The sequence below is a fragment of the Pseudomonas sp. MM227 genome, assembly GCF_947090715.1.
Classification (GTDB): Bacteria; Pseudomonadota; Gammaproteobacteria; order Pseudomonadales; family Pseudomonadaceae; genus Aquipseudomonas; species Aquipseudomonas baltica.
The window spans coordinates 275,842-294,443 of sequence record NZ_OX352319.1 but is presented as its reverse complement, the minus strand read 5'-3'; the positions used below and the strand labels follow the sequence as shown (position 1 = coordinate 294,443).

Sequence of the window (18,602 nt, the reverse complement as noted above, 5' to 3'; positions counted from 1 at the left end):
CCTGGCTGGCTCGACCCTTCTGGTGCTAGTCGGCTGCCTGGCCACTTTCGCCGTCCAGGCTGCGGACGCCACCGGCGCTGGCCAACCCGCGCGCGGCCTGCAATCGGTGAGCGAGCTGGGCAACACCGCACCCAGCCATCGCCGCCTCGACATTCAAAGCTGGAAAACCGCCGAAGGTGCCAAGGTCCTGTTCGTCGAGGCCCACGAGCTGCCGATGTTCGACCTGCGGCTTACCTTCGCCGCCGGCAGCAGCCAGGATCAGAACCATCCCGGCATCGCCGTGCTGACCAATGCCATGCTCAACGAAGGCGTGGCCGGCAAGGACGTCAGCGCCATCGCCCAGGGCTTCGAAGGCCTGGGCGCGGACTTTTCCAACGGCGCCTATCGTGACATGGCCGTCGCGTCGCTTCGCAGCCTCAGCGATACCGACAAGCGCACCCCTGCCCTCAAGCTGTTCGCCGATGTCGTCGGCAAACCGACCTTCCCGGCAGACGCCCTGGTACGCATCAAGAACCAACTGCTCGCCAGCTTCGAATTCCAGAAGCAGAACCCTGCCAAGCTGGCCAGCAACGAGCTGTTCACGCAGCTGTATGGCAGCCATCCGTATGCGCACCCCAGCGAGGGCGACGCCAAGAGCCTGCCGAGCCTGAGCATCGAGCAGCTGCGGGCCTTCCATCAACGTGCCTATGCTGCAGGCAACGCGGTGATCGCCATCGTCGGCGACCTGTCGCGCGGCGAAGCCGAGCAGATCGCCGCACAGGTATCCAGCGCCCTGCCCAAGGGCCCTGCGCTGGCCAAGCCGGCGCAACCAGCCGCGCCCGCAGCCGGTGTGACCCATATCGACTTCCCGTCCAAGCAGACGCAGATGTTCATTGCGCAGCTGGGCATCGACCGCAAGGACCCGGATTTCGCCGCGCTGTCCATCGGCAACCAGATCCTGGGCGGCGGTTCCTTCGGTACCCGCCTGATGAGCGAGGTCCGGGAAAAACGCGGGCTGACCTATGGGGTGTACTCGGGCTTCACGCCGATGCAGGTGCGCGGTCCGTTCCTGATCAACCTGCAGACCCGTGCCGAGCTCGGCGACGGCACCTTGAAGCTGGTGCAGGACATCCTGCGCGATTACCTCAAGACCGGCCCCACCCAGGAAGAATTGGACAACGCCAAACGCGAACAAGCCGGCAGCTTCCCGCTGTCCAATGCCAGCAACGCGAGCATCGTCGCGCAACTGGGCGCCACCGGTTTCTACGACATGCCGCTGACCTGGATGGAAGACTTCCTGCAGCAATCCCAGGCGCTGACCGTGGAGCAGGTGAAAGCTGCGATGAACAAACATCTGGATGCCGATAAACTGGTGATCGTCACGGCTGGCCCCAAGGTTGCGCAGCAACCGTTGCCGGCCCCTACGGACACACCCAATGAGCAACCGCTCGGCGTACCGGAGCACTGATGGCCAGCGTCAAAACCAAGCAACTCCATAGTGGCCAAGGCCACCTGCGCATCATTGGCGGCCAGTGGCGCAGCCGCAAACTGAGCTTCCCGGAAGCGCCCGGTCTGCGCCCTACCCCGGATCGGGTGCGTGAAACACTGTTCAACTGGCTGGCAGCGCACATCGAAGGTGCCAAGGTGCTGGACGCCTTCACCGGCAGCGGCGCTTTGTACCTCGAAGCGCTGTCGCGCGGCGCCAGCATGGCACTGGCACTGGATGCCAATGCCAGTGCCATTTCCAGCCTTCGGCAAAATCTCGACCTGCTCGGGTGTGCCGTCGGCCAACTGCTGCAAAGCGACGCGCTCAAGTACCTGGAAACCCAGACCCCAAGCGCATTCGACCTGGTGTTCCTCGACCCCCCTTTCCACCAGAACCTGCTGCCAGCCACCTGCACACTGCTTGAAGACAAAGGCTGGCTGGCCGCGCGGGCCTGGATCTACACGGAGAGCGAGGCACCGCCCTCTGCGCTGCAGATGCCGGCAACATGGCGCCTGCACCGCGAGAAGAAAGCCGGACAGGTTTACTACTCCCTGTGGCAGCGTGGCTGACACAGGCTTGCCAAGGCAGCCACGTTGAACCCAACGCACCCCAGCTTCCGCCCGGCCCTTGGGCTGGGCAACCCGCATCTACAGACGCTGTGGGGCCCTTTGTGGCGCAAGCAACCGGCACTGGCGCGCGAGCGCGAACGCCTGTGGCTGGAGGACGGCGACTTCGTCGACCTCGATTGGCACGGCCCACACGCACCCCATGCGCCACTGGTGCTGGTATTGCACGGCCTGACCGGATCATCCAACTCGCCCTACGTCGCCGGCCTGCAACGGCAGTTGGGGCTGCACGGTTGCGCAAGCGTGGCCGTCAACTGGCGCGGCTGCTCCGGCGAGCCCAACCTGTTGGCGCGCAGCTACCATTCCGGCGCCAGCGAAGACTTGCTGCACGTACTCGACCACCTGGGCAGGCAACGACCCCTGGCGCCGCTTTACGCCGTCGGTTATTCACTGGGTGGCAACATCCTGCTCAAGCACCTGGGTGAAAGCGGAGCGAACAGCCCATTGCAGGCCGCGGTGGCGGTATCGGTGCCGTTTCGCCTGGACCAGTGTGCCGACCGCATGACCCAGGGCTTTTCCAGGGTGTACCAGGCGCATTTCATGCGCGCCATGCTCGGCTACCTGACCGACAAGCGCAGCCGCTTCCAGCACGAGGGGCAGCACGAGGGACTGGCCGCGCTCGAAGCGCTGGGCTCGCTGCAGGGCATCAGGACCTTCTGGGATTTCGACGGGCAGGTCACGGCTCCGCTGCACGGCTTCAAGGATGCCCAGGACTACTATCGCCGCTCGTCGAGTCGCTACTACCTGGGCGGCGTCGCCAAACCCACGCTGATCATCCAGGCCAAGGACGATCCGTTCGTGTTTGCCCACAGCCTGCCCACCGCCGAAGAAATGTCGCCCTGCATCGAGTTCGAGCTGCATGCGCGGGGCGGACACGTCGGCTTCGTCGATGGCAGCCTGCGCCAGCCCGGCTATTACCTGGAACGGCGCATACCGCAGTGGCTGAACCAGTGGATCGAGTTCATGGCCCCTTCTGCACGGGCCGCTGCGGGTCGGTGATCCAGTCGCTCCAGGAGCCTGGATACAGCGTCGCCAACGGGTAGCCCGCCAGGGCCATGGCGAACAGGTTGTGGCAGGCGGTGACGCCCGAGCCGCAGTAGGCCACGGCCTGTTCCACAGGACGGCCCTTGAGTTGAGCATCGAACCGCTCACGCAACTGTTGCACAGGGAGAAAGCGCCCATCGGGCCCCAGGTTCTCGGTAAAGGCTGCGCACTGTGCGCCGGGAATATGCCCTGCCACAGGGTCGATGGGTTCGACCTCGCCCAGAAACCTGGGCAATGCGCGTGCGTCCAACAAGGTCAACCCGGGCGCTTGCAGGCGCGCCTGCAGCTGGGCCGCATCGACCACACGCTCGTCGTCGGGCGCTGCAATGAAATCGCCTGGCTCGGTGGACGCTGCATCCAGACTCAAAGGCAGTCCGGCGGCGTGCCACGCCGCCAGCCCGCCGTCGAGAAGGAAGACGCCGTCGCGCTTGCCCAGCCAGGTTAGCAGCCACCACGCACGTGCCGCATAGGCACCCGGCCCGTCATCGTAGAGAACCACCCGACTGTCTGCACCGATGCCCCAACGCTGCAGCCGTTCCTGCAACTGTCCAGGCTCGGGCAGCGGATGACGCCCGGTGACGCCCCTGACCGCCGGGGCGCTGAGGTCACGGCCCAGGTCGGCGAAACAGGCACCGGCGATGTGGCCCTCGGCATAGCTGCGCTGGCCGTAATCGGCGTCTTCCAGGCTGTAGCGGCAGTCGAGCAGGACCCATCCGGGGGAATCGATATGTTCGGCGAGCGCTTGCGGGCTGATCAGTTGCGCGAGGGGCATGAAGGACTCCGGCGGGGATGAATGATGGACCTGCGCGCAGCTGGAAAAGCTCGGGCAAAATCGATCGCGGCATGAATCACTGTAGCAGTCGGCACACCCGTTCGCGCGGCGCGTCGGGGCTGGCGGCCATCGTACAACGAGCGGTCGACCACCGCGACAGCGTGCCACAGGCGATCCTGCTTGCATTGCGCCATGGATGCAGGCTTGGCCCACCTCTCCGGCTGCGATACCATCGCATTCCCCAACAGATTCCCGCCAGGACGCCGTGATGAACCGAGTGTTGTACCCAGGTACCTTCGACCCTATCACCAAGGGTCACGGTGATCTGGTCGAACGCGCCTCGCGCCTGTTCGATCACGTGATCATCGCGGTCGCCGCGAGCCCCAAGAAAAACCCCCTGTTCGCCCTCGAGCAACGGGTGGAGTTGGCCCGCGAAGTGACGCGGCACCTGCCGAACGTCGAGGTCGTGGGCTTCTCGACCCTGCTCGCGCACTTTGCCAAGGAGCAGAACGCCAACGTGTTGCTGCGCGGCCTGCGGGCGGTGTCCGATTTCGAATACGAGTTCCAGCTGGCCAACATGAACCGGCAACTGGCCCCGGACGTGGAAAGCCTGTTCCTTACCCCTTCGGAACGCTATTCCTTCATTTCGTCGACGCTGGTGCGGGAAATTGCGGCCCTGGGTGGAGACATCACCAAGTTCGTCCACCCGGCCGTGGCCGAGGCGCTCACCCTGCGCTTCAGCAACAAGTAGCCGGCAAAGGTAGCGCCCGCGTGCACTACGGGCGCTAATGCGGCACAATTGCGCCCATTGGTTTTCACATGCCTGGGCCGTTGTCTCGGGCCGGAGTCTTCATGTCCCTTATCATCACCGACGATTGCATCAACTGCGACGTCTGCGAACCCGAGTGCCCGAACGCTGCCATTTCCCAGGGGGAAGAGATCTACGTGATCGATCCCAACCTGTGTACCCAGTGCGTAGGCCACTACGACGAGCCACAGTGCCAGCAGGTCTGCCCGGTGGATTGCATACCGCTGGACGAAGCGCATCCTGAATCCCAGGAACAGCTGATGGCCAAGTACAAGCAGATCACCGGCAAGCATTGATTCCAGCGCGCTGGCAGATGCGCCAGCGGCATGCTCAGTCGCGGTTGCCGTAGCCGCTGTTCGTGCAGCCCAGGCAACGCACGAAGGCGGCCCGGCCCGGATCGACCACCAAGGCCTTGCCGCTGGCGCCGACATTGCCACCGGCGGCGGTGAACGGCAATGCGATCACGAATAGCCCCGCGCCCACGATAGTGGCGGCCACCAGCAGCGGCCGCGCGATCAGCAGATCGCCGATCATGGCATAGGCCGGCGGATTCTGGATCTGGTAGGTCGGGTCACCGCTGCTCGTGCTCATGCTCGAATCGGCGGCAGTGGCCGGCACGACGTGCAGGCCGAAACTGACGACCAGCGCCAGCGACAGGGTTCGAAACAGGTTCATGGCACAATCCTTCTGCTCACGTGGGGCGACTGCGATTTGCGATGGGGTCATCAGGGCTAAAAGTAACTATATCAGTTGCCCGCCGTTGTGCAGGCCGCGCGCAGCCGGATCATGTCTGGCAGCGCGGACAATACACACTGGCACGCTGGCCCAGCTTGACCTCGCGCAGGGTGGTACCGCAGACCTTGCACAGCTGCCCACCCCGGCCATAGGCGAACAATTCCTGCTGAAAGTAGCCCGGCTGGCCATCTCCACCGATGAAGTCGCGCAACGTGGTACCACCGCGTTCGATCGCGTAGGCCAGGATGCGCTTGATCTCGACCGCCAGGCGCAGGTAGCGGCCGCGCGATATGCCCCCCGCCGCGCGGCGCGGGTCGATACCGGCGGCGAACAGCGCTTCGGTCGCGTAGATATTACCCACTCCGACCACCACCGCGTTATCCATGATGAACGGCTTGACCGCCATGCTGCGGCCACGCGACAGCTGAAACAGCCGTTCGCCGTCGAACAGCTCGGTCAACGGTTCGGGCCCCAGCCCTTGGAGCAATGTGTGGTTGAGCGCATCCAGGCTCCAGAGCATGGCGCCGAAACGTCGCGGATCGGTGTAGCGCAAGGCCATGCCCGATTCCAGCTCGATGTCGACATGCTCGTGCTTAAGCGCCGGCAGGCCGGCTTCGACCAGGCGCAGGTTGCCCGACATGCCCAGGTGGCTGATCAAGGTGCCGACTTCGGCGTTGATCAACAGGTACTTGGCCCGCCGCTCGACGGCCACGATCCGCTGCCCGGACAACCGCGCATCCAGATCTTCGGGTATCGGCCAGCGCAGGCGCCGGTCGCGGACGATCACGCGGCTCACGCGCTGCCCTTCCAGGTGCGGAGCAATACCCCGGCGAGTGGTTTCTACTTCGGGTAATTCAGGCATGGGGCCCCTGATGCGAAACGCGGATCGATAGGCAACCGTGCCCAGGCTCGACGCCTCGGACACCCTGAGATTCTAACCGCTAAGCCCCGCAGCGCCCACCGTGCGCACCGGGTCATTTGTCGAATGAGCCGTCGGCGACGGGGACGGCAGGTTATACTCCCGCTCTTTTTTCCGGAGCGACTTCATGTCCCTGCCCAGCCTTCGCCTCAAAGCCAACGCCGACCGCCGCCTGCGCGCCGGCCACCTGTGGGTCTACAGCAACGAGATCGACGTGGCCGCCACTCCGCTGAACGGGTTCCAGGCGGGCGATCAGGCCATTCTCGAAGCGGCGGGTGGCAAGCCCCTGGGCGTGGTTGCAATGAGCCCGAACAACCTGATCTGCGCTCGCTTGCTGTCGCGCGACGTCAAGCTGAGCCTGGACAAGTCGCTGCTGGTGCACCGCCTCAACGTGTGTCTGTCGTTGCGCGAGCGCCTGTTCGACAAGCCGTTCTATCGCCTGGTATTCGGCGATTCCGACCTGCTGCCGGGCCTCGTGGTGGATCGCTTCGGCGACATCCTGGTGGTGCAGCTGGCCTCGGCCACCATGGAACGCTACAAGGCCGATGTGATGGCCGCATTGATCCAGGTGATCAAACCCAGCGGCATTCTGTTCAAGAACGACTCGGCCGCGCGTGATGCCGAAGGCTTGGAACGCTACGTGGAAAGCGCCTTTGGCGTGGTGCCGGAATGGGTCGCCCTGGAAGAGAACGGTGTGAAGTTCGAAGCGCCGGTGATGGAAGGCCAGAAGACTGGCTGGTTCTACGACCACCGCATGAACCGCGCGCGCCTGGCGCCGTACGTCAAAGGCAAGCGTGTGCTCGACCTGTTCAGCTACATCGGCGGCTGGGGCGTGCAGGCCGGTGCCTTCGGCGCCAGTGAAGTGTTCTGCGTCGACGCTTCGGGCTTCGCCCTGGACGGCGTCGAGCGCAATGCCGCGCTCAATGGCTTCGCCGAAAAAGTCACCTGCGTGGAAGGCGACGTGTTCGAAGCCTTGAAGGAGCTGAAGGCCGCCGAAGAACGCTTCGACGTGATCGTGGCTGACCCGCCCGCGTTCATCAAGCGCAAGAAAGACCTGAAGAACGGCGAAGGCGCGTACCGCCGTCTCAACGAGCAAGCCATGCGCCTGCTCAGCAAGGACGGCATTCTGGTCAGCGCGTCGTGCTCCATGCACCTGCCCGAAGACGACCTGCAGAACATCCTGCTGACCAGCGCCCGCCACCTGGACCGCAACATCCAGCTGCTGGAACGCGGCGGCCAGGGCCCGGACCATCCGGTGCACCCAGCGATTCCGGAAACGCGGTACATCAAGAGCATTACGTGCCGGTTGTTGCCTAATAGCTAGCACTGCTGCAGCCGTATGTTGGAATCGATGTATTTCTCGTGATCGACTCCAACGTACGTCCTTGCACTCACTTCATCTCACGTTACCCACTACACCTACACATTTTGAGACATATACAGCTCCCCCTGCGCCATCTTATGAAGATGAAAGCGTGAAAGGAGCATGTCTGGCTCGCATCGCTCAAGAAACAATGAGTTAGCTCAATCCGGCTATTTAGCCGAACGCACGGACCTGAAAGAGAACAATATAAGTAGATACAGATATCTCGCAGAAGCCAGTACAGTTTTTACAACTCAAACAATTCGCCTGCCGACTCTGTGAATACGCCCTTGACTTCTTTCGTACGGCTATTAACCTCAAGGCGTCACATCGTCGTGACTTCCAATGAAAGCGAGGGAATAAAATGAAGAAGATAAATCTCGAATCAAAAAAAATCGCCAACCTGATGTGCTTGGTTAAAGCCAAGTAAACCCTAAGAAAGGGGGAGGGAAACCGGACCCTTCCTCCTTTGCTGAGGAGGTTTTCCATGTATTTAAATCAAGACCTATTTATTTATCCGCACCAAGGCCAGTGGATACTATGGGACTATCGCAACCATCAGCAGTACGAAATAGACCCAGACACATGGATTCGATTGAATTCGATCCTCACTAGCCCTGCTAGTTTTGATGCGGAGTCCATCGTAGATCGCTCGCTCCTTCAAAGTGGCGTCCTATCATCAGAACCTGTGCCTCAAGACACATGGGGATGGGATATCCTTTCAAAGATTTTTCATATCGGTACAAAAAATATTCAGTTTGAGACAGCAATCGCCAATGTGGAAGACTGGGCCAAAGCCTATCAACAGCACTGCTTCGAGGTGCTATCTAGTTGCGCCCCTACATCAATTGATAAATGCAGTGCGAGCCAGCGGCGTATCAAGCTGCCGAAGCCAAATATTTCTGATCTGGACGCCTCATTGAAAAGCACCCTTTTAAACCGAGCAACTTGTAGAGTATTTCATAATCAGGAGTTATCCTTGATAGACGTCTCCACTTTACTTTTTATAGCGCTCGGCTTTACCACTCCATTTAGAAAGGCTTCAAAAGCTGCCAGCATCTGTGCATTGGGTCAGCGTCGAACCTCCCCATCGGCAGGGGGCCTGAACGCCACAGAAGGGTATGTGTACGCAAAAAACATTCGGGACGTGGAAGCTGGATTCTACTATTACGATCCTTACGAACATGCATTGGAGCACCGTGGCCCACTCACATCAACGGCTCTTGGCGAGACATTGAGCGGTCAACATTTCGTTGACAATCTTCCAATGGGGATTTGGCTGACTTCTCGGCTAGACAAATTGTGGTGGAAGTACGAACACTCCCGCGCCTACCGAATGGCACTGATTGAAGCCGGTCATATTTCCCAGAGCCTTCAACTTATCGCCACTGCGTTGAATTTCAAGACATGGGTTACAGGCGCATTCAATGATGCGGCTGTTGAACACGCGCTAAAAATCGAGCCTTCCCACGAACAACCTTTATTCTTCGTGGGTATTGGATATGGAGAACACTCCGCCATTCCGATCGCATTAGAAATGACATTGATGCGAGGGGAGACCCCTTAATGAATCGAACCACTATGACCGACCTGAAAGATTGGAATATGCGTTCAGCGGTTCGCAGCAAGCAATGGGCATATGATATTAGCCCGAATGATACAGATACAGTGGATCATCATCAGTGGTGGTTTCCCGAACATATGGCGCCTGCATTTACCAGATCTGAGGTTTCAGGCCTATCACCAGCATCAAAGCAACGATTGCTGGCAAAGCATCTCATCTATTTTCTTCGATACACAACAACCCTAGAGCTTCAGATTGTAAACCAGGCAGTCTGTGACATCACAGAAAGAAACTCGGGACTCAACCTGCCTGAAAAATCCAAAAACCTGGCACTCCGCCTATATACAGATGAAGCCTACCACGCCCTTTTTTCAGAGGAGCTGGCCGATCAAGTAGCGCAGCTCTACGCTGACAATCAGCAGATATCAGAATTTAAACGCATTTTAGAAATTTCAAAACTCGAAAAATCCGAGAAAAAAGAACAGCGTCCGCTCTTTAGATTCCTGACAGCTTTCATATCCGAGACTGCCATTGCAAAAGAGCTACTCGATTTATCCTCAGCATCTTTGAAACGTCCAGTAGGGTCCATGTTTCGAGACCATTTACATGACGAAGCTCGTCACTGCAAATTTTTCTCCGGGCTATTTGTTCATGGATGGAGACACGCCGATGAGCACACTCGAAACTGCATCAGCCGACTGCTCCCAATCTTGATGAAAACTTTTGCACTCATCGACGAAGACTGGCTCAGCTCAGCATTGAGAGACGAGGGGATCAACACAGCGTTGGCATCGGAGATAGCTCATTCGCTCAACAGCGATAATCTGCTTTCACAACGTGCAAAGCGATCGTGCGTGGCAACGTTCAGTGCTCTCCGAAGCGCGGGAGCAATTACAACTGAAAATCAGCGGGAGCCATTCCATAAGGCAGGGCTGTTGGATGAATTGTGACCTAAAACGTACGGACCAGAGGCAAGCAGGAATCATCGCACTCTTGATACTGATGACCTCGCTGGGCGTTTTCCCGTTGGACGTCATCCTTCCCTCCTTTCCAGCCTTGGCCGAGCATTTTCAAACCAGCACCACACGGATCGCCTTTTCACTCAGTATCTTCGCTATGGGCTTCGCCTTCTCACAGATCGCCATTGGCCCGCTTTCGGATCGCTTTGGCAGGAAGAAGCTTCTGCTCGCTGGGCTTGGTTTAGCCGTGAGCGGCGCGATTGGATGCACTATGGCGCAAGACTTCTCAAGCTTTTTGGCGTTCCGGCTGGTGCAGGCAATAGGCTGTGGTTGCTTCGTTTTAGCCAATGCAATCATCCAAGACCTGTTTTTCGGCACTCAGCGGCGCCAGCTTCGAATACTCATGGTCAGTATCAGTGGGATCTGTATATCAGTTTCGCCATTGATCGGCACGATGCTGCAAACCGTAGCAGGGTGGACAGCGAGCTTTCACGTCTTTGCAGCGCTCGGTGTCGTTACGATCTGGCTTGCGCGCAAGCTGATGGATCAAGACAGCATCAGCAGCTCTTCTATCAATGTCGGCTGGAGCGACCGGTTTGGACCTTGCATGAAGCTTCGATTCATTGGGATGTCCCTGCTGTCGGCAATCGCATTTGCCAGCCATTTCTCCTTCATCGTCATCTCTCCGCTATTTTTCTTGGAAAAGCTAGGCTTCACATCCATGGAGTTCGCTTTCTCGTTGCTGTGCTACAGCCTTGCTTATGTAGGCGGGGGCTATGCTGCTTCCCGACTGGGCCGTGTGACGTCCGTTCATGTGCAGATGACTGCAGGATTGACGCTCATTCTAGGATCGGGAACAGCCATCATCCTGATGCCAGAGACATGGCAACTATCGTTCGCCAGCATTTTAGTGCCAGCGATTTTCTGCACAGCAGGCGCCAGCATCCTTAGGCCAGCGGCAACTTCCGAAGCACTTGATCTATCGGAACAGAGTGCAGGCACCGCATCGTCGTTACTAAACACGACTGTTTTTATCATCGGGGGCGTGGTGAGTGCTTTTGTCAGTAATTCCAGCCACCAACTGCTTCAAACATTGGGCTGGACCTTCGTCTTGATGGGAGCTTCGGGCGTTCTTCTATTGAATGCTTTGGCTTTTCTCGCCAGGCGAGCGCCTCCTTCCAGTCTATAAAGCGAACCGCAGGGCGTTCAGTCCGGAGAGGGCCTGTAAAAGAGCCGCGCGAGCCGCGTCAGGCCTTACTGCCGATTACTTGCCCTGCCCCACGTTCCATCCTTCCCCCATGGGTGTAGAATCGCCCTACTCATCGCCAATCATCCCCCGGCGGGTTTATGAGCTCGGCCGAACGCGTGGCGATCCCGCAGCGTTACCGGCCTCATCCGCAAGCACGGCAACACACCGCCCGAGCGTGCCGCGGACCAGGAAAAGCTCAATCCCTCATTGCAACCCGATTAGCCGCCCGGAGTCGTTCCATGCCTGACTATCGCTCGAAAACGTCCACCCACGGTCGCAACATGGCCGGTGCCCGCGCGCTGTGGCGTGCCACTGGCATGAAGGACGACGATTTCAAGAAACCGATCATTGCCATCGCCAACTCGTTCACCCAGTTCGTGCCGGGGCATGTGCACCTCAAGGATCTCGGTCAGCTGGTTGCACGCGAAATCGAGCGCGCCGGCGGCGTGGCCAAGGAATTCAACACCATTGCCGTGGACGACGGCATTGCCATGGGCCACGACGGGATGCTGTATTCCCTGCCCAGCCGCGAGATCATCGCCGACTCGGTCGAGTACATGGTCAACGCCCACTGCGCCGATGCCATCGTGTGCATCTCCAACTGCGACAAGATCACTCCTGGCATGCTGATGGCCGCCTTGCGCCTGAACATTCCGGTGATCTTCGTTTCCGGCGGGCCGATGGAAGCCGGCAAGACCAAGCTGGCCAGCCACGGCCTGGACCTGGTCGACGCCATGGTGATTGCCGCCGACGATACCGCTTCGGATGAAAAGGTCGCCGAATACGAGCGCAGCGCCTGCCCGACCTGCGGTTCGTGTTCAGGCATGTTCACCGCCAACTCGATGAACTGCCTGACCGAGGCCCTGGGCCTGGCTCTGCCGGGCAACGGTTCCACCCTGGCGACCCACAGTGACCGCGAGCAGCTGTTCCTGCAGGCGGGCCGCACCATCGTCGAGCTGTGCAAGCGCTACTACGGCGAGGACGACGCGTCGGTCCTGCCGCGCAATATCGCCAACTTCAAGGCATTCGAAAACGCCATGATGCTGGACATCGCCATGGGTGGTTCGACCAACACCATCCTGCACCTGCTGGCCGCTGCCCAGGAAGCCGAGATCGAATTCGACCTGCGCGACATCGATCGCTTGTCGCGTACCGTGCCGCAGCTGTGCAAGGTCGCGCCGAACATTCAGAAATACCATATGGAAGACGTGCACCGCGCTGGCGGCATCTTCAGCATCCTCGGCTCGCTGGCCCGTGGCGGCCTGCTGCACACCGACCTGCCGACCGTGCACAGCCGCAGCATGGCCGAAGGCATCGCCAAGTGGGACATCACCCAGACCACCGACGAAGCGGTGCACCACTTCTTCAAGGCCGGCCCCGGTGGCATACCGACGCAGACCGCCTTCAGCCAGTCGACCCGCTGGGACACCCTGGACGACGACCGCGAAAACGGCTGCATCCGCAGCTTCGAACACGCCTACTCCCAGGAAGGTGGCCTTGCCGTGCTCTACGGCAACATCGCAATGGATGGCTGCGTGGTGAAGACCGCCGGCGTGGATGAGTCCATCCACGTGTTCGAGGGCAACGCCAAGATCTTCGAAAGCCAGGACAGCGCGGTGCGTGGCATCCTCGCCGACGAAGTGCAGGCCGGTGACATCGTGATCATCCGCTACGAAGGCCCCAAGGGTGGGCCGGGCATGCAGGAGATGCTGTACCCGACGTCGTACCTCAAGTCCAAGGGCCTGGGCAAAGCCTGCGCGCTCCTCACCGACGGACGTTTCTCGGGCGGCACGTCCGGCCTGTCGATCGGCCACGCATCGCCTGAAGCGGCGGCAGGTGGTGCCATTGGCCTGGTGCAGGACGGCGACAAGGTGCTGATCGACATTCCCAACCGCTCGATCAACCTGCTGGTGGACGATGCCGAACTGGCTGCCCGTCGTGCCGAGCAGGACAAGAAAGGCTGGAAGCCGGTCGAGGTGCGCCCACGCAAAGTGACCACCGCACTCAAGGCCTATGCCCTGCTGGCCACCAGCGCCGACAAGGGCGCGGTACGCAACAAGGCGATGCTCGACGGGCTGTAAGACGTCCTTCGCTGGCAGGACACTGCGGCCGGTCTTCACGCAACCTCTGGTGAAGACCGGCCTCTTGCCGTGCGGGCCCAGACGCTTATTCCAAAAACGCCTAACGATCTTCCATTCCGATATTAATTACCTTTCGATTCAGGGTGTTAGCATTCGCGATTGACCAGCGTCCGTAGAGCCGCGGTCGTCAATCTTTCGGAGCTGACATGAACCTGCCCCTGCTGTTGAACCTGCTGATCTTCGCGGCATTGCTGCTGGGTCTGGCACAAACGCGTCGCACCGACTGGAGCCTGGCCAAGAAGGTCTTGCTGGGCCTTGCCCTGGGCGTTCTGTTCGGTATCGGCCTGCACACCGTCTACGGTGCCGGCCACCCTGTGCTCAAAAGCACCATCAGTTGGCTGGAACTGGTCGGCAACGGCTATGTGCAACTGTTGCAGATGATCGTCATGCCACTGATCTTCGCGTCCATCCTCAGTGCGGTGGCCCGTCTGCACAATGCCTCTTCGCTGGGCAAGATCAGCTTCCTGACCATCGGCACGCTGCTGTTCACCACCGCAATCGCAGCACTGATCGGTATCGGCCTGACCAACCTGTTCGGCCTGACCGCCGAGGGCCTGGTGGCCGGGACTCAGGAAACGGCACGTCTGGCGACGATCCAGAGCGACTATGCGGGCAAGGTGGCCGACCTCAATGTGCCGCAACTGCTGCTCTCGTTCATTCCGCAGAATCCTTTCGCCGACCTGGCACGGGCCAAACCCACGTCGATCATCAGCGTGGTGATCTTTGCCGCGTTCCTGGGCATGGCGGCTTTGCAGCTGCTCAAGGACGATGCCGACAAAGGGGCGAAAGTGCTGGGTGCGATCGACGTGCTGCAGGCCTGGGTGATGCGTCTGGTGCGCTTGGTGATGAAGCTGACGCCCTACGGTGTGCTGGCCCTGATGGCCAAGGTAGTCGCCAGTTCCAACGTGCAGGACATCGTCAAGCTGGGCAGTTTCGTGGTGGTGTCGTACATCGGCCTGGCATTGATGTTCGCGGTGCATGGGCTGCTGCTGAGCCTGGCCGGGGTCAATCCGCTGCGGTTCTTCCGCAAGGTGTGGCCGGTGCTGACCTTTGCCTTCACCAGCCGCTCGAGCGCAGCGACCATTCCATTGAGCATCGAGGCGCAGACTCGTCGCTTGGGCGTACCTCAAGCGATCGCCAGCTTCGCCGCCTCCTTTGGCGCGACGATCGGCCAGAATGGCTGCGCTGGCCTGTATCCAGCCATGCTGGCGGTGATGGTCGCGCCCACGGTTGGGATCAATCCACTGGATCCGCTGTGGATCGCCACGTTGGTGGGCATCGTCACCCTGAGTTCGGCCGGTGTGGCCGGGGTGGGCGGCGGCGCGACCTTCGCTGCATTGATCGTACTGCCGGCCATGGGCTTGCCGGTCACCCTGGTGGCGCTGCTGATTTCAGTCGAGCCGCTGATCGACATGGGCCGCACGGCGCTGAACGTGAGCGGGTCGATGGCGGCGGGCACCATTACCAGCCAAGTGATGGGTCAGACCGACCAGGCTTTGCTGGCAGCCGATGAGCACAAGGAACTGGCTTCGGCGTAACCGCTGCTGCCTGTTCGTGGGCGCCCTCTCGAACAGGCGGCGCGAACAGGCCATCCGATCATCTGCGCGCCCATACCTCGAACGCGTAGGCCGGCTTGTCGTCGACCGCTTCGTTGGGCACGCTCGACACCCTCTGCCATTGGTTCTCGTCGAACTCGGGAAACCAGGCGTCCCCTTCCGGGTGCAAAGCTACCCGCGTCAGGTACAGGCGATCCGCCTGAGCAAGGCCCAGCTCGTACAGCTGCGCGCCACCAATGAGCATCACTTCCTCGGCGCCCTGTTCGCGAGCCCAGGCTTCGGCACGCTCGATGGCCGCCTGCAGCGAAGTGAACACTTCGGCACCCGGCAGTTGCAGGTCCGGCTGTCGGCTGACCACCAGGTTCAGGCGCCCCGGCAGTGGTCGGCCGAGCGAGTCCCAGGTCTTACGACCCATGATGATGGGCTTGCCCAGGGTGGTTGCCTTGAAATATTTGAAATCCCCCGGCAGGTGCCAGGGCATGCTGTTGTCGATGCCGATCACGCGGTTCTCGGCGAGCGCCGCGATCAGGCTTAAAGGGAGAGATGTCTTCATGGCCGGCAGAATAGCAGAGCCTCCTTGGGTTATGCTCACGACGAATCGGCCGCCTGGAAAAACGCGTGAGCGCACCCACTGCATTGCATCGACTCTGGCTCAGTGAAGCCATCCGCCTGCGCGAAGAGCAGGCAGGCCCCCTGGAAGACCTGGAAGCCAACCGCCGTGCACGTCAGCAAGGCGGCGACCTGGCCGCGCGCATCGAGCACCGTGCTCTGCTGCTGGCCGAACGTGATGGCCAGCGCCAGGCCCTGGGCCACTGGTTGCAGGGTGCGCGACTGGCGATGCTGCTGCTGGGCGTACTGGCCGTGTTCAGCGGCGCGGGCCTGGCATTCGCGGCGCTGGGCGATGGTCTGCAGCCCGTCAACGTGTTCTGGGCGCTGGGCAGCCTGTTGGGGCTTAACCTCATTTTGCTGCTGAGCTGGCTGCTGGGGCTGGTCGCGTCCGGTGGACACGGTGCGGTGCTGGGCCGCCTGTGGTTGTGGCTCAGCGAGAAACTGGCGCGTGATGCGCAAGCCGTGCATCTGGCACCGGCGCTGGTATTGCTGCTGCAGCGGCGGCGACTCAACCGCTGGGCCTTGGGCACACTGGTGCATGGGCTGTGGCTGCTGGCCTTGCTGAGTGCGCTGGCCGTGCTGCTGTTGCTGCTGGCGACCCGGCGCTATGGTTTCGTCTGGGAGACTACCATTCTGGGCGCGGACACCTTCATCAACCTGACTCAGATGTTGGGCGCCGTGCCCGCGCTGCTGGGTTTCAGTGTGCCGGACATCGACATGATCCGCGCCAGTGGCGATCAGGCGACCAACATCGAAGGCGCACGCCAGGCTTGGGCGGGTTGGCTGGTCGGCGTGCTGCTGGTGTTCGGTATCGGCCCGCGCTTGGTGCTGGCCGCGTTCTGCCAATGGCGTTGGCGCCGAGGCCGCGCGGGTTTGACCCTGGATACCAGCCTGCCCGGCTACAGCCAGTTGCGCGAACGGCTGATGCCCAGCAGCGAACGCTTGGGCGTGCGCGATGAGGCGCCAGACGCGTTGCCGCATGTCACCACTCAAGCAGCCAGCGAATCGAGCAGCGGCGCTGTATTGGTAGCACTGGAACTCGACGGCCAGCATCCGTGGCCGCCTGCCCTAGCGCCCGACATTCAGGATGCCGGCGTGCTCGACAGCCGCGAGTCGCGCCAGCGGCTGCTGGAACAGATGACCCGCTTTCCGCCCGCGCGGCTGGTGATCGCCTGCGATCCGCGGCGCTCGCCGGATCGCGGCAGCCTTGGCCTGATTGCCGAACTGGCCAGGTGCGCCACCGTTACCCGAGTGTGGTTGTTACCCGCGCCACCCGGCCAGGCCCTCGACCCACAACGCCGTGGAGATTGGCAGGCGGGGCTGGATGCACTGGGCCTGCCGGTCGATGAATCGACCCCGTTGAGCTGGCTGGAGACAGGCCATGAGTAAGCCCCTGACCCTGGCCGTGGTCGGCCATACCAACGTCGGCAAGACTTCGCTGCTGCGTACGCTTACCCGCGACGTGGGTTTTGGCGAAGTGTCTCACCGGCCCAGCACCACACGACATGTGGAAGGCGCACGTCTTTCAGTGGATGGCGATGCCTTGTTGGAGCTCTACGACACCCCTGGGTTGGAAGATGCCATTGCCTTGCTGGAATTCGTGGAGCGTCTGGATCGCCCCGGCGAGCGTCTCGACGGTCCGGCGCGGGTCGAGCGGTTTCTGCAGGGCAGCGAAGCCCGTCAACGCTTCGAGCAGGAGGCCAAGGTGCTGCGCCAGTTATTGGCTTCCGATGCGGGCCTGTACGTGATCGACGCACGCGAGCCGGTGCTGGCCAAGTACCGGGATGAGCTGGAAGTGCTGGCCAGCTGCGGGAAACCGCTACTGCCAGTGCTCAATTTCGTCAGCAGCAGCCTGCAGCGCGAGGGGGATTGGCGCGAGGCCCTGGCCCGCCTTGGTTTGCATGCCTTGGTGCGCTTCGACAGCGTGGCGCCGCCCGAAGACGGTGAACGGCGTCTTTATGAAAGCCTGGCGTTGCTGCTGGAGCATTCCCGCCCGGCCCTGCAGCGGCTGATCGACGATCAACAGGCACAACGGCTGGCGCGCCAGGGCAGCGCGCGGCGGTTGATTGCCGAACTGCTGATCGACTGCGCCGCCTGTCGTCGCAGCGTTACCAGTGACGCCGCGGCGGGCGCCATCGAAGACCTCCGCCAAGCGGTGCGCACACGCGAGCAGCGCTGCGTGGAAACGTTGCTGAAACTTTATGCCTTCCGCAGCCAGGATGCCTCGGCAGGCGACCTGCCGCTGTCGGATGGGCGCTGGGGAGACGATCTGTTCAACCCCGATACGCTCAAGCAGCTGGGGGTGAAGGTCGGCGGCGGCATTGCGGCCGGCGCAGCGGCTGGCGCGGGCGTCGACCTGCTGGTGGGCGGTTTGACCTTGGGCATGGCGGCCATCGCTGGGGCCATTGCCGGCGGCGCGCTGCAAACCGCACGAGGCTATGGCGCGCGCTTGCTGGGCAAGTTCAAGGGCGAGCGCGAACTGACCGTGGACGACAATGTGCTACGGCTGCTGGCGTTGCGCCAACAGCAATTGGTCAAAGCCCTCGATGCCCGTGGCCATGCCGCCATGGGCACCATCGAAGTGGCGGCGCCACAGGAGCAGACCTGGCGCGAAGGCAAGCTGCCCGAAGCCCTGAACAAGGCCCGCGCCTATCCGCAATGGTCCTCGCTCAACGGCCACAAGCACCTGAGCCAACGCGAGCGCGAAGAGCAGATCGAGGCGCTGGCCCAGCAGCTCTGACAACCCCGTAGGAGCGGCGCGGTATGTCAGATGCATCGGGGTGAGCCTTTCG

At 61.4% G+C, this 18,602-nt stretch carries 17 protein-coding genes; 13 read left to right on the top strand and 4 right to left on the bottom strand.

The window, feature by feature from the left end; translation table 11 throughout:
• Positions 1-37 precede the first annotated feature (37 nt).
• Genes ONG87_RS01305 through ONG87_RS01295 form a run of 3 tightly spaced genes read left to right on the top strand, consistent with a single transcriptional unit; the run spans position 38 to position 3,090 of the window.
• Positions 38-1,447 carry a M16 family metallopeptidase gene (locus ONG87_RS01305; protein ID WP_367400473.1) on the top strand — a complete coding sequence of 470 codons (1,410 nt, stop codon included), beginning with the start codon at positions 38-40 and terminating at the stop codon, positions 1,445-1,447.
• Positions 1,447-2,034, top strand: coding sequence for a 16S rRNA (guanine(966)-N(2))-methyltransferase RsmD (gene rsmD / locus ONG87_RS01300; protein WP_122480524.1), 588 nt, complete (start codon positions 1,447-1,449; stop codon positions 2,032-2,034). The genes ONG87_RS01305 and rsmD overlap by 1 nt, the downstream gene beginning before the upstream one ends.
• 24 nt (positions 2,035-2,058) lie before the next feature.
• Positions 2,059-3,090, top strand: coding sequence for a hydrolase (locus ONG87_RS01295; protein WP_264382074.1), 1,032 nt, complete (start codon positions 2,059-2,061; stop codon positions 3,088-3,090).
• Here ONG87_RS01295 and ONG87_RS01290 read toward each other — a convergent pair.
• Positions 3,053-3,907: a sulfurtransferase gene (locus ONG87_RS01290; RefSeq protein ID WP_122480526.1), complete on the bottom strand. Its 855-nt coding sequence runs from the start codon at positions 3,905-3,907 to the stop codon at positions 3,053-3,055. The two genes, ONG87_RS01295 and ONG87_RS01290, sit on opposite strands and share 38 nt — an antisense overlap.
• Positions 3,908-4,175: 268 nt before the next feature.
• Between ONG87_RS01290 and coaD the strand changes: the two genes are divergently transcribed.
• Positions 4,176-4,658 carry a pantetheine-phosphate adenylyltransferase gene (gene coaD, locus ONG87_RS01285; RefSeq protein WP_122480527.1) on the top strand — a complete coding sequence of 161 codons (483 nt, stop codon included), beginning with the start codon at positions 4,176-4,178 and terminating at the stop codon, positions 4,656-4,658.
• Positions 4,659-4,759: 101 nt separating this feature from the next.
• Positions 4,760-5,011 carry a YfhL family 4Fe-4S dicluster ferredoxin gene (locus ONG87_RS01280; RefSeq protein WP_043191560.1) on the top strand — a complete coding sequence of 84 codons (252 nt, stop codon included), beginning with the start codon at positions 4,760-4,762 and terminating at the stop codon, positions 5,009-5,011.
• Positions 5,012-5,045: 34 nt separating this feature from the next.
• On the opposite strand, the gene ONG87_RS01275 is transcribed toward ONG87_RS01280, so the two are convergent.
• Both ONG87_RS01275 and mutM read right to left on the bottom strand, forming a co-directional pair.
• Positions 5,046-5,390: a multidrug transporter gene (locus ONG87_RS01275; protein WP_192055887.1), complete on the bottom strand. Its 345-nt coding sequence runs from the start codon at positions 5,388-5,390 to the stop codon at positions 5,046-5,048.
• A gap of 109 nt (positions 5,391-5,499) precedes the next feature.
• Complete coding sequence (gene mutM / locus ONG87_RS01270; protein WP_122480529.1) at positions 5,500-6,312, bottom strand: bifunctional DNA-formamidopyrimidine glycosylase/DNA-(apurinic or apyrimidinic site) lyase; 813 nt, start codon at positions 6,310-6,312, stop codon at positions 5,500-5,502.
• Positions 6,313-6,496: 184 nt separating this feature from the next.
• On the opposite strand from mutM, the gene ONG87_RS01265 reads away from it, so the two are divergent.
• The 6 genes from ONG87_RS01265 (at position 6,497) to ONG87_RS01240 (ending at position 15,183) form a co-directional block, all read left to right on the top strand.
• On the top strand, positions 6,497-7,693 hold the full coding sequence (locus tag ONG87_RS01265) for a class I SAM-dependent rRNA methyltransferase (protein ID WP_122480530.1): 1,197 nt from the start codon (positions 6,497-6,499) through the stop codon (positions 7,691-7,693).
• Between the two features lie 526 nt (positions 7,694-8,219).
• Positions 8,220-9,299, top strand: a complete 1,080-nt coding sequence (locus tag ONG87_RS01260) for a SagB/ThcOx family dehydrogenase (RefSeq protein ID WP_122714496.1) — start codon at positions 8,220-8,222, stop codon at positions 9,297-9,299.
• Between the two features lie 14 nt (positions 9,300-9,313).
• Positions 9,314-10,246 (top strand): diiron oxygenase, encoded by a 933-nt coding sequence (locus ONG87_RS01255; RefSeq protein WP_163007698.1) that lies wholly within the window; start codon positions 9,314-9,316, stop codon positions 10,244-10,246.
• On the top strand, positions 10,236-11,444 hold the full coding sequence (locus tag ONG87_RS01250; protein WP_264382073.1) for an MFS transporter: 1,209 nt from the start codon (positions 10,236-10,238) through the stop codon (positions 11,442-11,444). The genes ONG87_RS01255 and ONG87_RS01250 overlap by 11 nt, the downstream gene beginning before the upstream one ends.
• Before the next feature lie 299 nt (positions 11,445-11,743).
• Complete coding sequence (ilvD, locus tag ONG87_RS01245; RefSeq protein ID WP_122795915.1) at positions 11,744-13,585, top strand: dihydroxy-acid dehydratase; 1,842 nt, start codon at positions 11,744-11,746, stop codon at positions 13,583-13,585.
• Positions 13,586-13,791: 206 nt separating this feature from the next.
• Complete coding sequence (locus ONG87_RS01240; RefSeq protein WP_264382072.1) at positions 13,792-15,183, top strand: L-cystine transporter; 1,392 nt, start codon at positions 13,792-13,794, stop codon at positions 15,181-15,183.
• Positions 15,184-15,241: 58 nt separating this feature from the next.
• Here the strand turns inward: ONG87_RS01240 and ONG87_RS01235 are convergent, their stop codons facing one another.
• Positions 15,242-15,754: a dihydrofolate reductase gene (locus tag ONG87_RS01235; RefSeq protein WP_192102815.1), complete on the bottom strand. Its 513-nt coding sequence runs from the start codon at positions 15,752-15,754 to the stop codon at positions 15,242-15,244.
• A 65-nt stretch (positions 15,755-15,819) separates the two neighbouring features.
• Here ONG87_RS01235 and ONG87_RS01230 point away from each other — a divergent pair, with 65 nt between their 5' ends.
• Together ONG87_RS01230 and ONG87_RS01225 are read left to right on the top strand one after the other, a co-directional pair.
• A complete protein-coding gene (locus ONG87_RS01230) occupies positions 15,820-17,199 on the top strand; it encodes a DUF2868 domain-containing protein (RefSeq protein ID WP_264382071.1) in 1,380 nt (459 codons plus the stop codon).
• Entirely contained in the window at positions 17,192-18,550 is a 1,359-nt protein-coding gene (locus tag ONG87_RS01225) for a DUF3482 domain-containing protein (RefSeq protein WP_264382070.1), read from the top strand. The genes ONG87_RS01230 and ONG87_RS01225 overlap by 8 nt, the downstream gene beginning before the upstream one ends.
• The last annotated feature ends 52 nt before the right edge of the window (positions 18,551-18,602 follow it).